Origin of the sequence: Hoyosella sp. YIM 151337 (genome assembly GCF_026041215.1) — a bacterium.
Taxonomy (GTDB): domain Bacteria; phylum Actinomycetota; class Actinomycetes; order Mycobacteriales; family Mycobacteriaceae; genus Hoyosella.
Map to the genome: position 1 here is coordinate 369,208 of NZ_JAPEIQ010000013.1, position 14,390 is coordinate 383,597.

Genomic DNA, 14,390 nt, shown 5'->3' on the forward strand with positions numbered 1-14,390 from the left:
CCGCAGTCGACCTTACCAGTCGCTCCGGGTGACGGGCGGCCCGCCGTCTCCAGACCCGCTGCTGCCGTGAGCACCCTCACTGTGCGCGTCAGCTGCCCCGCCCTTGTCCTCTTCGAGGGCCGCCAAGGCAGCTGCAGCTGTCTCTTCCGCTGCGCGCAACTGTGGCGCTACGTGCACTAGTTGCCCGAGAACGCCATTAATGAACCCGGGTGAATCATCGGTGGAGAGCTCTTTCGCAAGTTCGACAGCTTCATCAACCGCGACGACTGACGGCACATCCGTTGCGTACAGAAGTTCCCACGTGGCGACGCGCAGAATCGCCCGATCCACGGCAGGCAACCGTTCGAGCGTCCAATCGTGCAGGTGGCTGGCGATCACATCGTCGAGCCGCTGCTTATTCTGTTCCACGCCTCGCACGACGATGTGGGTGTACTCGGCAACCGGGGGCAACTGATCATTGTCAGCTGCCATGGCGACACGCTCTGCAACGACCTCCGTCGGCCGGCATGAGCGGGCCTCAGCTTCGAAAAGGAAATCGACTGATCGGCGCCGCGCCTTGTGGCGCGCACCGAGTTTCTTGAAGCGGTTATTGCTCACGCGCGGCCAAGGTAGTTGCCGTCACGGGAATCGACCTTCAGCTTGTCCCCCGTGTTGATGAAGAGCGGAACCTGAATTTCCGCGCCTGTCTCAAGGACTGCGGGTTTGGTGCCACCGGTCGAGCGATCACCCTGCAGGCCCGGGTCTGTGTGCTGCACAACAAGTTCGACGGTGACCGGGAGTTCGACGTAGAGCGGCTCACCTTCGTGCGTAGCCACCTGAACCTGAGTGTTCTCAAGGAGGAAGCGCGCCCCGCCCCCCACGGTGTCCTCGCTAACGTGGATCTGATCGTACGTCTGACCATCCATGAAGACGAACTCTGCGCCGTCACGGTAAAGATATGTCATGTCGCGGCGGTCGACAGTTGCGGTCTCGACCTTCACACCCGCGTTGAATGTTTTATCGATAATCTTTCCGGAGAGCACATTCTTCAGCTTCGTGCGCACGAAGGCAGGGCCCTTGCCCGGCTTGACGTGCTGAAACTCGATGATCTGCCACAACTGGCTGTCCATCTTGAGTACAAGCCCATTCTTGAAGTCAGCGGTCGTGGCCACGACGTCTCTCTCCTCAGTTCTTCGTAAAGCCGTTACAGCTATCAGCGGTGCACCAGCAAGACGCCGGCAGGTCCAGCTAGACCACCATCAAGTCTTTGCTGGTGTGAGTCAGCAACTCAGGCTGACCCTCGCGGACGATTAACGTGTCCTCGATTCGCACGCCGCCGCGCCCCGGCAAATACACACCCGGCTCGACCGTGACGGCAGTGCTGGAGAGTAGTCTACCGGTCGCCGTCTGCGCCAATGCCGGTGCTTCATGTATCTCAAGCCCGACGCCATGTCCGAGGCTGTGAATGAAATGGTCACCGTACCCGGCCTCGGCGATCACCGTACGGGCGGCACTATCCACCGAAACGCACTCCGCGTTGGGTGCGAGCGCAGCACAACCCGCCGCCTGCGCTTCACGCACGAGTTCATACACGTCACGCTGCCAGCCTTGCGGCTCGGACCCGAGTACAAAAGTCCGCGTCATATCCGAGTGGTAGCCGCCGGCGACCGCGCCGAAGTCGATTTTGACAAAATCACCTGCCGCGAGCTCCGCATGAGTCGGCCGATGGTGCGGCACGGCGGAGTTAGCCCCGGCAGCAACGATCGTCTCGAATGCCACTCGTTCTGCCCCGGCATCGAACATGATGGCTTCAAGTTCGCGCGCGACTGCCATCTCCGAACGTCCCGGGCGCAGAGCGTTTCGGGAAATCAGCTCACCCAGCGCAACGTCACCAATTGCGCACGCCCGCCGCAAGAACGAAATTTCTGCATCATCCTTGACCGCGCGGAGTTGCTCCACCAGTCCGCGCGTGGGCTGCCACTTCACTTCATGTGCTTCGTCTACCAGCCGAGCGTGCTGATCAACAGTCATGACGTGGCTCTCGAAACCCACCTTCTGGCTTCCAAGAGCAGAAACGGCATGGCGCGCCAGTGCGGTGACGCATGCGCGGGCGATCAGAGCCCGCACGTCTGGAGCTTGCTCCGCGACCTGGGTGGTGTATCTGCCGTCCGTGCAGATAAGGGTCGCGCTCTCGCCACCATTGTCAGCGCAGACCATGAGCAGCGCGGCGTTCGAACCCGTGAAACCAGTGAGATACCGGACATTAGTCAGCCCGCTCACCAGGAGGGCACTCACTTCCCTTTCCTGCATCACAGACCGCAGCCGCTGCCTGCGGTCACCGTACTGCTCCCGGGTTACTCCCCGCGCCTCAGGCACTGTAATGGCGCCTTCACTGCCCACTTCTCGCCCTCCTGGTTGTTCGCCTCTCCCATCCTTTCATGGCTGTGCGACAGCCGGTCTTGCCACCGGAAGATCAGGCACCCCCTGTGCGTGCATTCACGTAGACACAAACGACAAGGTAAGAGTCTTGTCGCTGTTCTTTAGATGTCCAAAACGTGCGGGTTGTCGCACAGGCCACAGCGACAATGGTTACTCTGCATACATGGATTTGTGGCTTCTTCGTGGCCTTGTGATGGCTGCCGTCATTACCTTCGTGCGAGCCGTGCTCGGCATCGGCATCTACACCTGGCCGGAGAGCGGTGGCGTGCAGCGAACGATCGCGCTCGTCGTCGTGATTTTGGTGGCACTCGCATGGCCGTTCTTCGACGGGCGTCGCGACGCCTACGAGAACGAAGATCCCGAAGACCGCTCAGACCTCACGCTGCTGTGGCTCAAAGCAATGGTGGTCGCAGGTGTCGTATCCGGCGCCGCGTCGTGGATCCTGAGCTTTATCTTCCCGGGTGCGAGTTCGCAGTCGTTGCTGTTCGAACTCACCATCGGTGCTGGTTTCATGGTTATCTTGCTGTCGATCCCTGCCCAGATCGGCATACTCAGTGGCCGGGCGTTTGGCGAGCGGTCGCGCCGCCGCTCGGCGCCGCCGGAGGAAGTCGATGAGTTCGGTCGGCATCACATCCAGGCACACCACCAGAAAGGCCCTGTCGAGACGCATCACGCGCTCGGAGCTTCCAGCGGCACGGCCGCCGGTACCACCACGCTCGAGGCCGACGAGTACAGCGATCAAGACTTCGCTGAAGAACGCGCGCACCTCGACGACGACGATCGGCGCGGCACACGCTAGCGCCGTAAGCCACCTAAGAGCGGGGTCCTTCATGCGAGGGGCCCCGCTCACATTTTGAGGCTGCCACTCTTGGTCTCCATCCACTCTTGGTCTTCATCCACTCTTGGCCCTTCATCCACTTTTAGCGCTCATCCACGAGTCGTCGACAACTCCGTGCGAGCGCCACTGGTAATGCGCCAGGCATCAGCACGGCCTCGGTGACCTCGCTTCTACTGTGGGCAAGCGTGAGCGGGCGGAGTGGTCGCCCCGCCTGCTCGGTGTGGTGGGTGTTAGAAGGGGGGCTCGGTGCCGGCGCTGTCTTCTCGCTGCTGGCGGGCGGCGCGGTTCATGTTTCGCTCCCGGCGGATACGCGCGGCCCGGTTCTGCATCCGTGACCGGTTTTTCGTTCGTTTCATTAGCGGGACGATGGGCTGCTTCCGGCAGCTGCGGGACTCGCCGCTTTTCGGGTCAGTTTCGCGTGCGGGAGTGTCGCTGATCGGAGCGTCTATCGGGGCACAGTTAGTGGGGGCACAGTTATTCGAAGTGCAGTAATTGGGGGGATCCTCGCGGGCATCATCCACATTCGGGGCATCCACACTCGTCCGGATTTCGGTGCCTGGCTGGCCCGGTACCTCCGCCGCGCACGCGGGGTTACCGTTGCCGGCACCTCCGCTGTTCGCCGCACCGCTAACAGCGGAGGTGCCGGGTTCAGTGAGCAGGCTGACCGGACCGTGCGGATACACCGTGTAGCTCAGCCCACTCGGCGCGATCAGAACTAGCGCACCACAACTGGAGCGTTCGATCCTCCAGCCACCAGATGTTTTGTGCGTGTGGTGGCCCCGGCATAACGGCCCGAGATTGTCCAGCACCGTCTGGCCCCCCGCGTCTGGCTCTTCACGATCGAAAGCCTCGTGATGGTCAAGGTCACACTCCCACGCCGCGCCATCACACTGCGGCCACAGACAGCCCCCATGCAACGCGCGCGCGGCATCCCCCACTTCCTCACGCGGCCGGTACCGCAGCGACCCACTGTCGTCGCTGTGACCATCCCCGTCACTAGAGTCGCCCGGCTCGCCATCGCCACCGAAACGCAGCGCGCGGATAACCCCGCCTGCAGCGAGTTCCCGGACGAACGCACCATCAATCAGACCGTACCCATCCAGATACCCGAGTCCGTCCGCATCAGGCGGCTCAGGGTCTGCCTCGTGTGGTTCGAGACTCGGCTCAAACTGTGCCGGGCTAGCATCCTCGACAGCCGTTCTGCCTGCACTGCGGGCGCCGTTCGTCCTACTGGCGCTGGCGTAGCTGACGGCAGTGTCCGTGGTAATCACATGAATGAGCGGTTTTCGCCGGGCCGGCGGCGGCACGGCCCCGCCCGCCGGACAGTCCTCACTACCGCACCGGCACCCCAGCCGGTCTTCCCCGTGCATCAACGCCACCAGCGCGTCCGCGCGCCGGACCGCGAACCCTCGCGGATCACCCGCACACACCTGCTTCGCCATCTCCGACAGCCGCGCATCCAGGAACCGGCCCTCGTCCGCACGCAAACTGCCCAATAGCGACACCATCCCATCCTCTGCCGCAGATACCTGCACGTACCGATCCTGCTGCGCACGCTCACGCCGCACCCGCAGCCCCTCCGGATCCCGCGCCACAATCACCCGATCCACCATGTCCCGCAACCGCCGGCCCGAGGCCACCGCACCACCAGCCACCACACGTTCTAAGACCTCCCGCTCCACCTCCTCAATCACCTCATCACCCACATTCGCCGTCAACGACTCAAGTTGGCGCGCCTGGTACACCGACAACACCCCTGCAGCTAGCAGCGCCCGCGTCCCAGGCAACCGCCTCGCGAGCGCATCAGCAAGCCCTACCAAGCCCCCCGCCGCGCGGCGCCCAATGCCCAGCGCGGCCCCAATCTCTGCCTCCGCCCGATCAAACGCATCCACCACCACCCACTCGTCGGCAACACCACCCGCAGCTTCAGCAGCCTCCACCTGGAAACGCCGAAATACCTCTGCCACCGCAGCCAGCGTCCGCTCCGCAACGACTCCTTCCAGCCGATGCCACACCGCAGCCACTTCTATCACTCCCGCATCATCGACACCCGCAAACCCCCCGCTCCCTACGCCATCGAGCGCCCCCACCAACGTATCGAACATATGAGCGACTCTACTCCCGCCCACCGACAAAAACGCCACACCCCGGGCGGTGATGAGCCCGGGGTGTGGCGGATTCGTTTCGGAATCGGGATTGGCTATAGCAATACAGACCCGCTTCGAGTCGTGCCGTCCTGCCGAGCGACCACTGAATACGCGGCGGCGAGCAACGCGGGGTCCGGCCCCTCGAGGCGACCGGGCTTGGCCAATCCGTCAAGTACTACAAAACGAAGCATGCCCGCCCGGTTCTTCTTGTCTGAACGCATCCCTTCCATCAGCTGGTCGAGAACGCCATCTTCGTACGCCGTCGGCAATCCTATAGCCCGCAGAATTCGTGTGTGCCGGTCCGCGGTTTCGTCGTCAAGCCTGCCCGCTAAACGCCCGAGCTCCGCGGCGAACACCATACCCACAGCGACGGCCGCTCCGTGCCGCCAGCGGTAGCGTTCGCGCCGCTCGATAGCGTGCCCCAGCGTGTGGCCGTAGTTAAGGATCTCTCGAAGGCTCGACTCGCGCAGGTCAGCCGACACCACGTCGGCCTTCACCTGAATCGAGCGGCGAATCAGCTCGGGCAGCACATCACCTTTCGGATCAAGTGCGGCCTCTGGATCCCGCTCGATCAGGTCCAGGATCACGGGATCTGCGATGAATCCCGTCTTAATGACCTCCGCCATACCCGCGACAATTTCATTCCGGGGCAGCGATTCGAGTGTGGCAAGGTCGACGAAGACTGCGTCGGGCTCATGGAACACACCGACCAGATTCTTGCCGGCCTCGGTGTTGATGCCGGTTTTTCCCCCGACAGCCGCGTCGACCATCGCGAGGAGTGTTGTCGGCACGTGAACGATTTTGACGCCCCGCATCCACGTGCCCGCGATGAAGCCAGCCAGATCGGTTGCGGCGCCGCCACCAAGGCTTATGATCGCGTCACTGCGTGATACCCCGATGCGTCCAAGTACCTCCCAGCAGAACCCAGCGACTGCGAGTTCCTTGCCGTCCTCCGCGTCTGGGATTTCGATCCGGTGAGCGTCCGCTCCACCCTTTTCAAGTTCAGCGCGCAACGCTTCAGCCGTCTGCGCGAGCGTTGGCTGGTAGAAGATCGCGATCGTAGATGTGCCCCGTAAGCGTTCGACGATGTCCCCCAGCAGGCCGCGCCCAACTACTACGGGGTACGGGCGTTCCGTCTGGACTTCCACCTTCACTGGCTCGGTCACCGACTGTCCTCCATCGTCTGTGGGCTTGGCGCCTCAGGCGCATCGGGCTCATCCGCGCCGCCCGGTTGGGGGCGCTGGTTCGGATTCGATTCGCGCGGCTGCGGCCTGCTGGGCGGGCGCGCAGGACGCATCGACACGGGCCAGCGGCTGCGCGGCTGGCCTTCGGGGTCGATCCGTCGCAGAATGTACTGCACAGATCGCCCTGGGCTGCGGCCATTCGTGCGGACGCGCAGTGTGGCGAGTTTTTTGTAGATTGGCCGGCGCCGTTTCATCAGCGCGCGATATTTGGCTGCCGCATCGTCACCGGCAAGCAGTGGCCGGTTCTTGTTCGCACCGGTCCTGCGCAGCCCTTCAGCGACGGTAATCTCGAGATAGATCACGGTGTGGCCGCGCAGCGCGTTTTGGGTGCGGGGCGACAGCACCGCACCGCCGCCGAGTGACACCACGCCTGATTGCTCAGTGATCGCCCGGCCAACCACATCCTCTTCGATCTTGCGGAAATGGGATTCGCCCTCGTTAGCGAAGATATCCTTGATCGTCCGGCCTGTTTCCCGCTCAATGGCGGTGTCTGTATCGAAAAAGGGCACCCCCAGGCCCGACGCGAGACGTCGGCCGATGGTCGACTTCCCCGCGCCGGGCGGACCGATCAAGATCGCGCGTGGCGGCACCTCAGATCGCTTCTCCTGCAGTTTCGCTGCGCGCTGCTTCCCAGCGCATGCGCTCCTCTACCACCAGTTGATAAGACTCGACATTACGGCGTGTCTCGGTCAGCGAGTCACCACCGAACTTCTCGCACACTGCCTGCGCGACAACCAGTGCCACCATTGCCTCCGCAACTACTCCGGCTGCAGGCACCGCGCACACGTCAGAGCGCTGATGGATGGCGACAGCCTCGGCGCCGGAACTCATGTCGATCGTCTTCAGCGCCCGTGGCACCGTCGAGATGGGCTTCATGGCAGCGCGAACACGCAGCGGCTGCCCATTCGTCATGCCCCCCTCAAGGCCTCCGGCCCGGTTCGATAGGCGCAGTACGCCATCCGGGCCCGGGACCATCTCGTCGTGCGCCGCAGAACCCCGGCGCCGCGCAGTCTCGAAACCGTCACCGATCTCGACACCCTTAATCGCCTGGATACCCATGAGCGCCCCGGCCAGACGCGCGTCAAGGCGATCAGCACCACTGATGAACGAACCGATTCCAATGGGAAGACCATGAACGACGACCTCAACGACACCGCCGAGTGTGTCACCGGCCCGTTTTGCCGCTTCGATTTCCTTGATCATCGCGTCGGCCGCATCCGGGTCGAACGCACGCACCGGACTCTCATCGATGGACCCGAGGTCGCTAGCTGCCGGCAATGCCTCGGCGGTCGAGGCCGCAGTGCCAATTGCCACAACGTGGGAAACGACGTCTGCACCGAGTGCCTGCTTCAGGAACCGGCGAGCCACAGTACCTAAGGCGACACGAGCCGCGGTTTCGCGGGCGCTAGCTCGCTCGAGCACGGGACGCGCGTCTTCGAAACCGTATTTCAGCATGCCCGCGAAATCAGCGTGACCCGGGCGCGGGCGTGTCAGCGGCTCATTGCGTGCAAGATCGTTCAGCACTTCAGGATCAACAGGGTCGGCGGACATCACCTGTTCCCATTTGGGCCATTCGGTGTTCCCGACTTGAATCGCAATGGGGCCGCCCAGCGTCTTGCCATGCCGGACTCCGCCGAGGATCGTCACCTGATCTGCCTCGAACTTCATGCGCGCACCACGCCCGTAGCCGAGGCGGCGGCGTGCGAGTTGCTCAGCAATATCAGATGAAGTGACGTCCACTCCCGCGACCATGCCTTCCAGCACGGCCACGAGGGCAGGTCCATGTGATTCTCCGGCAGTTATCCAGCGCAGCACGTGTCTCATCTTCCCACGAGTTGAGGACCATTCCAGCATCGTCTCGCTCGCGGCGGCGATGCCACCCGCTCGCTATTCACCTGCCGCCACAGCGATCGCGATCGCTACGACGGCAGCTGCACACATTGAGGGGCCGTGTGGCAAGCGTATACGGCGTGCCGCTGTTACCGCAGACACCCCTGGGGACTCCGGTTCAGACCGCCGCAAAACGAGCAACCCCGCCGCCACGGTGAACAACGGTGCCATGATCGTTGACAGGAACCACGCCGCTGACCCGAAAGTGCCGGTCAGAGCACCAATCCCGAGGGCGAGTTTCACATCGCCCGCACCCATCCCGCGGGCCGATACCAGATGTGTTACAAGGTACAGCGCGGCGAGCGCCGCGCCGCCCGCAAGAGCGGAAAGCCCATAACCGCCAAACGCGGCAGCCGCCATGATCAATCCCGCCCCAGGGATGGTCAACCAGTTCGGCAGGCGGCGGCTGCGCCAGTCGTAAGTACACAGCGCCGCCATCCATGGCAGCGCTGTCAGCGCCAGCGGGACCATCAGTTATTGCATCGCATGGTTCAGCGCGGCGGCCATTTCGGCGCGCGGCGCTGGCATCTCAGTGAACTGCTCCACCTGGCCGAAGGCTTGATTCAGCAGCATCGAGAGACCGCCTACCACCGCACCACCGCGCTGCTCGACGGCGGTGGCGAGCGGGGTCGGCCACGGGTGATAGATAACGTCGAGAACGCGGCTCGCATGTGCAGCAGCTTCGATGTGCTCCCCCAATGCATCCGCTGGCACCGTACTGATGAGGACACTGGCCTCTTGCGCGAGTTCCGCGATGGCCGCGAACGGCGCATACGAAATCTCGAGACCAGCCGCTGCGCCGCAGCCGAGTGCGCCTTGCGCGCGACCTTCGTCGCGCGCAACCACCGACACACCACGTGCTCCCAGTTCGGCGAGCGCCACCAGCGCAGGACGCGCTGTGCCCCCGGCACCGATCACGACGGCCGGGCCAGAGGAAAGATCGGTAAGTCCGAGGTCCGCCAGAGCGCCAGTGACACCGTCCACATCGGTGCAGTCTGCGCGCCATCCAGTATCCGTGCGAACCAGGGTGTTCGCTGACCCCACCGCAACGGCGCGAACCGTCCGCTCGCTGGCGAACTCCAGGGCTTCGAGTTTGCCCGGCATTGTCACCGAGACCCCCACCCATTCGGGTCCAAGGTGCGACACAATGCCCGCCAATTCGCCAGCGCGGCACTCAATTCTCTCGTAGGTCCAGTCGGTCAGCCCGAGCGCACGGTACGCGGCAAGGTGCAGCTGTGGTGACCGTGAGTGCGAAATGGGACTCCCGAGCACACCCGCCTTGCGCGCAGGCCCCCTATCGGCCACTCGCCAGCACCCCGTTCCGGATCGCGATCTGCACGTTTCGCAGGTGCTCATCAAAGGTGTCCGTAAACACCGTCGTGCCGTCGAAGTCGATGGTTACAAAGAAGCGCCAGTCTCCATCTTCAGGATTCTCTACCGCCTGCAGCGCTTCGATACTGGGCGACGACACCGGAGTCTGCGGCAGCCCTTCCATAGCGTAGGTATTCCACGGCGTGCGTTCCTGGCGCGCTGCGTCGGTGGTGGCAATTTCGATCTCGTCAAGCGCGTAATTGACAGTCGAATCGAACTCCAGACGCATCCCGGCGTCAAGACGATTGAGAATCACGCGGGCGACCTTGCTGAAGTCGCCGGGCAGTGCCTCATGCTCGAGCAGAGATGCGATCGTCAGCATTTCATACGGGCTGACGCCGACGGTCTGGCTTGCCTCGAGAATGCCGGTCTGCTCGTAGGCGCGGGCGCTGCGTGTGATGAGTTCAGCCAGGATTTCGACGGCTGATGCGTCGGGGTCAACATCCCACTGACCAGCGCGGATAAGTCCCTCGATGCGCCGCTCGGGGTCTTCGGCGCGGGCTACTTCAGCGCGCGCCCAGTCCGGCACGCCCAGGCTGTCCAAATCTGCATTTGCGGCTGCGCTGCGGAGCTCGTCTTCCGTGAGGCACGTTTCGGTGCCATCAAGTTCGACGCAACTCGCCCGCGCGATCATCGCGTAAATGCCGGCGGTGACATGGCCTCCTGTCACTGCGGTGGACGAGTGCAGTTTTCGCCCTTCGGGGATCACAAACGAACCAACGCGGTTATCGCCATCAGTGAGCATGTCGACTGCAGTTGCTGCCGGGATCTGAGTACGCACCTTGTAATAGCCAGGCTGAATGGCGGCGATGTCGTCACGGCCGTGCGCTGCTGTCATGAACGCGCTCGTGCTCATAATCACGTCCCGCTCCAGCAGGGTAGCCGCGATGTCGGAGCCGGAGTCCCCTGGTTGCACGCGCACCACGATGTCGCTCACACCGCTGCCCGTGTAGTCCGGGACGGGTGCCGGGCGCCGGCCATCGAGAATCATCGCGCCGATGTACACCACACCCGCGAGCAACAGCACCACGATCAGTCCGAAGACCAGCATGTTGCGGCGCCGACGGCGGTTTCGCTCGAGTTCACGACGCCGGCGCACATGCTGCGGAGTGCCGCTGCCTTCCGCACCTACCCACTCAGGCTCCGCCCGTTCGAGTCCGTAGTCCGCAGTGTCCCAATCCTCGGGCGCAGATCCAGCGGAACCGCCTTTGGCCCCAACTGGCTCATGTCCTCGATAGTCGTTCACGCACGATCCTCCGTTGTGGGTTGATGGCGCGCGCGTTCGTCGAGCCATCCCTGCAGTATCGCGACCGCTGCCACCTGATCGATCACGTCACGCTGTTGCTTCGCCTTCTTCCCGGCCGCACGCAGGTCACGCTGCGCCGTCACGGTGGTCATACGCTCGTCGGACAGCCGGATGGGGACCGGCTGGATGCGATCCCGGAGCTGCTCGGCGAACGTCAGCGCCGCTTCGGCGGCACGGCCCCGTTCGCCACGCAAGGTGCGCGGCAGGCCCACGACGACTTCGACGGCGCTGTACTCCTCGATGATGGCAGCAATCGCGTCAAGATCCCGGGAATCGGACACGTCGCGTGTGTTGCGTGTCACGGTGGTGACTGGGGACGCGAGAATCCCGTCGGGGTCACTCGCCGCAACCCCGATCCGGACCGAGCCAACATCAATGCCGATCCGTCTGCCGCGCCCTGGATCATCGGAACCCGGACGATCAGGAATGATCCCGTCCAGTCCCGCCACTAGCTGGCCCGCGCCGCGATCGCTGCGCGCAGGTGCGCGATTGCCTGGTCGATACCGCCCGGCTCACTGCCCGAGCCTTGGGCCATATCTGGTTTCCCGCCCCCTCGGCCGTTGATGTGGGACGCAAACTCACGCACCAGATCACCAGCCCGCACACCAAGATCACGGGCACCCTGTGTTGTGGCAACCACGAAGGGCACTTTTCCGTCGGCGACACTGAACAGCGCAACGACGCCCGGCTGCGGGCCGAGCCTGCCGCGTACATCCGCCGCGAGCGTGCGCAGGTCGCCAGGACTCACGCCGGCCGGGGCGTTCTGAGCGACGACCAGCAAACCACCAACACGCTCAGCGGCAGCCGCCAGAGTTCCAGCGGAGGCGAGAATCGCAGCCGCGCGGTGTTTTTCAAGTTCTTTCTCGGCCGTTTTCAGCCGGTCGACGAGAGCTTCCACCCGTGCAGGTACCTCATCTGGAGCGACTCGCAGGGCGGTCGCGACACCTGCGAGCAGCGCGCGTTCCCGGGCAAGGTGCCGGTAGGAATCCATTCCGACGTACGCTTCGACACGGCGCACACCCGAACCCACGGAACCCTCGCCCAGAATCGTCACGGGTCCGACGTGAGAAGAGCTCGCAACATGGGTGCCCGCGCACAACTCCATCGAGAACGGGCCGCCCATTTCGACAACCCGCACCCGGTCGCCATAGTTCTCGCCGAACAGCGCCAGCGCCCCCATAGCCCGCGCCTTCGGCAGGTCTGTGATGAACGTGTTTACCGGATAGTCGGCGAGGACAGCCTGGTTGGTGACCTCCTCGATCTCTTGCCGCGCAGCCTCAGAAAGCCCGCCCTGCCAGGAAAAATCGAACCTGAGGTAACCGGGTTTGTTGAGCGATCCAGCCTGGACGGCGTTGGGGCCAAGCACCTGGCGCAGTGCCGCGTGCACCAGATGTGTGCCGGAATGCCCCTGGGTAGCGCCGCGCCGCCAATCAGCGTCGACCTGGGCCAAGACCTCAGCGCCTTCTGTGACCTCACCCTCTTCGACTGTCACTTTGTGAACCCACAGCCGCTTGCCTATTTTCTGAACGTCGTTGACGCGCAGTCGCAGTCCTGGCGCCGTGATACGGCCCCGATCCGCAAGCTGGCCGCCGGACTCGGCGTAGAGCGGACTGCGATCGAGCACAAGTTCGATCTCCTCGCCTGCGCCTGCTGTCGGCACCCGGGCACCGGCAGCGATGAGGCCGAGGACTTTCGCCTCGGAGTTCAGCTCGTTATATCCGGTGAACTCGGTGGGCCAGCGGTCGAGCAAGTCGCGGTACACACCCTCATCAGCGTGGGCTTGCTTGCGGGCTGCGGCGTCAGCTTTCGCGCGGTCGCGCTGCTCGGCCATCAACGTGCGGAAGCCTGCCTCGTCGACCGTCAGGCCCGCTTCGCTGGCCATCTCGAGCGTCAGATCGATCGGGAAGCCGTACGTGTCGTGCAACGTGAAAGCTTCGCTACCGCTTAACACGGTGCCGCCTTGTGCCTTCACATCCCCCACCGCTGTCTCGAAGAGGCGCGAACCCGTGTCGAGTGTGCGGAGGAAAGCTGCTTCCTCACCTGACGCGACACGTTCGATACGCGCAAAATCCGTCGCCAGTTCCGGATATGACGGCGCCATCGTATCGCTTACTACCTTCATGAAGTCCGGCATGACCGGCCGCGTCGCTCCCAGGAGTCGGGCGGCGCGCACTATCCGGCGCAGCAGCCTGCGCAGCACATAACCGCGTCCATCGTTACCGGGATTCACGCCGTCGGCGATCAGCATGGCGGCCGTGCGGGCGTGGTCAGCGATCACCCGGAACCGTACATCGTCCTCGTGGACCCCGACGTGGTACGTGCGGCCCGTGAGCTCCTCAGCCTTCGTGATGACCGGGCGAACAAGGTCCGTCTCGTAAACGTTGTCGACACCTTGAAGCAACAGCGCGACACGTTCGACACCCATGCCGGTGTCGATGTTCTTCTTCGGCAACTCCCCGATCGGTGGATGGCCTTCTTTGGGACTGAGTTCCCCCCGCTCATCCTGCATGAACACGAGGTTCCAGATCTCGAGATAGCGATCTTCGTCCGCGACGGGGCCGCCTTCTTTCCCATACTCCGGGCCACGGTCGAAATAAATCTCAGAACACGGTCCGCCCGGGCCCGGCACACCCATATCCCAGTAGTTGTCTTTGCCATCACGGTATTGGATGCGTTCTTTGGGAACGCCCACGATGCGTTCCCAGATCTCAGCCGCCTCGGGGTCATCCTCATACACCGTCACCCAGATGCGCTCCGGATCGAACCCATAGCCGCCTGCCTCCTGCGGCGCCGTAATGAGTTTCCAAGCGTGCTGAATCGCGCCCTCTTTGAAGTAGTCACCGAACGAGAAGTTTCCGGCCATCTGGAAGAAGGTGTTGTGCCGGGTCGTCTTGCCAACTTCTTCGATATCCCCCGTGCGCACGCATTTCTGGACGCTTGTCGCGGTGGGATAAGGCGGCGTCTGCTGACCGAGGAAATAGGGCTTGAACTGCACCATTCCTGCGTTGACAAACAGCAGATTCGGGTCGTCGAGGATCAGGGACGCGCTGGGAACCTCAACGTGTCCGGCCTTGACGAAATGGTCAAGAAAGCGTCTGCGGATCTCGTGGGTCTGCACTGCTCATCCTCGCTCGATGTGGGAAAACTGTTGGTGCGGGTTGAATCGCACCGTTCAG

13 protein-coding genes are annotated in these 14,390 nt (G+C 63.5%); 1 reads left to right on the forward strand and 12 read right to left on the reverse strand.

The window, feature by feature from the left end; all coding sequences use genetic code 11:
* Positions 1-12 precede the first annotated feature (12 nt).
* From nusB to ONR57_RS07900, 3 genes are all read right to left on the reverse strand, one after another.
* On the reverse strand, positions 13-597 hold the full coding sequence (gene nusB / locus ONR57_RS07890; protein WP_265122596.1) for a transcription antitermination factor NusB: 585 nt from the start codon (positions 595-597) through the stop codon (positions 13-15).
* Positions 594-1,151, reverse strand: coding sequence for an elongation factor P (efp, locus tag ONR57_RS07895; RefSeq protein ID WP_265122597.1), 558 nt, complete (start codon positions 1,149-1,151; stop codon positions 594-596). The genes nusB and efp overlap by 4 nt, the downstream gene beginning before the upstream one ends.
* Positions 1,152-1,227: 76 nt before the next feature.
* The gene (locus tag ONR57_RS07900) at positions 1,228-2,355 is read right to left on the reverse strand and encodes a Xaa-Pro peptidase family protein (RefSeq protein WP_265122752.1); all 1,128 of its coding nucleotides are present in this window, start codon (positions 2,353-2,355) and stop codon (positions 1,228-1,230) included.
* A gap of 226 nt (positions 2,356-2,581) precedes the next feature.
* Between ONR57_RS07900 and ONR57_RS07905 the strand changes: the two genes are divergently transcribed.
* Entirely contained in the window at positions 2,582-3,217 is a 636-nt protein-coding gene (locus ONR57_RS07905) for a B-4DMT family transporter (protein WP_265122598.1), read from the forward strand.
* Positions 3,218-3,486: 269 nt separating this feature from the next.
* Here ONR57_RS07905 and ONR57_RS07910 read toward each other — a convergent pair whose 3' ends face one another.
* The 9 genes from ONR57_RS07910 to alaS all read right to left on the reverse strand — a co-directional run bounded on the left by ONR57_RS07910 (position 3,487) and on the right by alaS (position 14,332).
* On the reverse strand, positions 3,487-5,361 hold the full coding sequence (locus ONR57_RS07910) for an HNH endonuclease signature motif containing protein (protein WP_265122599.1): 1,875 nt from the start codon (positions 5,359-5,361) through the stop codon (positions 3,487-3,489).
* Positions 5,362-5,456: 95 nt separating this feature from the next.
* Positions 5,457-6,569 carry a 3-dehydroquinate synthase gene (aroB, locus tag ONR57_RS07915; RefSeq protein WP_265122600.1) on the reverse strand — a complete coding sequence of 371 codons (1,113 nt, stop codon included), beginning with the start codon at positions 6,567-6,569 and terminating at the stop codon, positions 5,457-5,459.
* The gene (locus tag ONR57_RS07920) at positions 6,566-7,237 is read right to left on the reverse strand and encodes a shikimate kinase (protein WP_265122601.1); all 672 of its coding nucleotides are present in this window, start codon (positions 7,235-7,237) and stop codon (positions 6,566-6,568) included. The genes aroB and ONR57_RS07920 overlap by 4 nt, the downstream gene beginning before the upstream one ends.
* A gap of 1 nt (position 7,238) precedes the next feature.
* Positions 7,239-8,471 carry a chorismate synthase gene (gene aroC / locus ONR57_RS07925; protein WP_265122602.1) on the reverse strand — a complete coding sequence of 411 codons (1,233 nt, stop codon included), beginning with the start codon at positions 8,469-8,471 and terminating at the stop codon, positions 7,239-7,241.
* Between the two features lie 63 nt (positions 8,472-8,534).
* Complete coding sequence (locus ONR57_RS07930) at positions 8,535-9,008, reverse strand: A24 family peptidase (RefSeq protein ID WP_265122604.1); 474 nt, start codon at positions 9,006-9,008, stop codon at positions 8,535-8,537.
* A gap of 3 nt (positions 9,009-9,011) precedes the next feature.
* On the reverse strand, positions 9,012-9,842 hold the full coding sequence (locus tag ONR57_RS07935) for a shikimate dehydrogenase (RefSeq protein ID WP_265122606.1): 831 nt from the start codon (positions 9,840-9,842) through the stop codon (positions 9,012-9,014).
* Positions 9,832-11,154 (reverse strand): endolytic transglycosylase MltG, encoded by a 1,323-nt coding sequence (mltG, locus tag ONR57_RS07940; RefSeq protein ID WP_265122608.1) that lies wholly within the window; start codon positions 11,152-11,154, stop codon positions 9,832-9,834. Before mltG ends, ONR57_RS07935 begins: the two co-directional genes overlap by 11 nt.
* A complete protein-coding gene (ruvX, locus tag ONR57_RS07945; RefSeq protein WP_374116412.1) occupies positions 11,151-11,663 on the reverse strand; it encodes a Holliday junction resolvase RuvX in 513 nt (170 codons plus the stop codon). The genes mltG and ruvX overlap by 4 nt, the downstream gene beginning before the upstream one ends.
* Positions 11,663-14,332, reverse strand: a complete 2,670-nt coding sequence (gene alaS / locus ONR57_RS07950; RefSeq protein ID WP_265122609.1) for an alanine--tRNA ligase — start codon at positions 14,330-14,332, stop codon at positions 11,663-11,665. The genes ruvX and alaS overlap by 1 nt, the downstream gene beginning before the upstream one ends.
* Positions 14,333-14,390 lie beyond the last annotated feature (58 nt).

Coding starts and splice junctions, on each gene's coding strand:
- ONR57_RS07905 (WP_265122598.1), top strand. CDS start 2,582: ATGGATTTGTGGCTTCTTCGTGGCCTTGTGATGGCTGCCGTCATTACC.
- ONR57_RS07910 (WP_265122599.1), bottom strand. CDS start 5,361: ATGTTCGATACGTTGGTGGGGGCGCTCGATGGCGTAGGGAGCGGGGGG.
- aroC (WP_265122602.1), bottom strand. CDS start 8,471: ATGAGACACGTGCTGCGCTGGATAACTGCCGGAGAATCACATGGACCT.
- ONR57_RS07930 (WP_265122604.1), bottom strand. CDS start 9,008: ATGGTCCCGCTGGCGCTGACAGCGCTGCCATGGATGGCGGCGCTGTGT.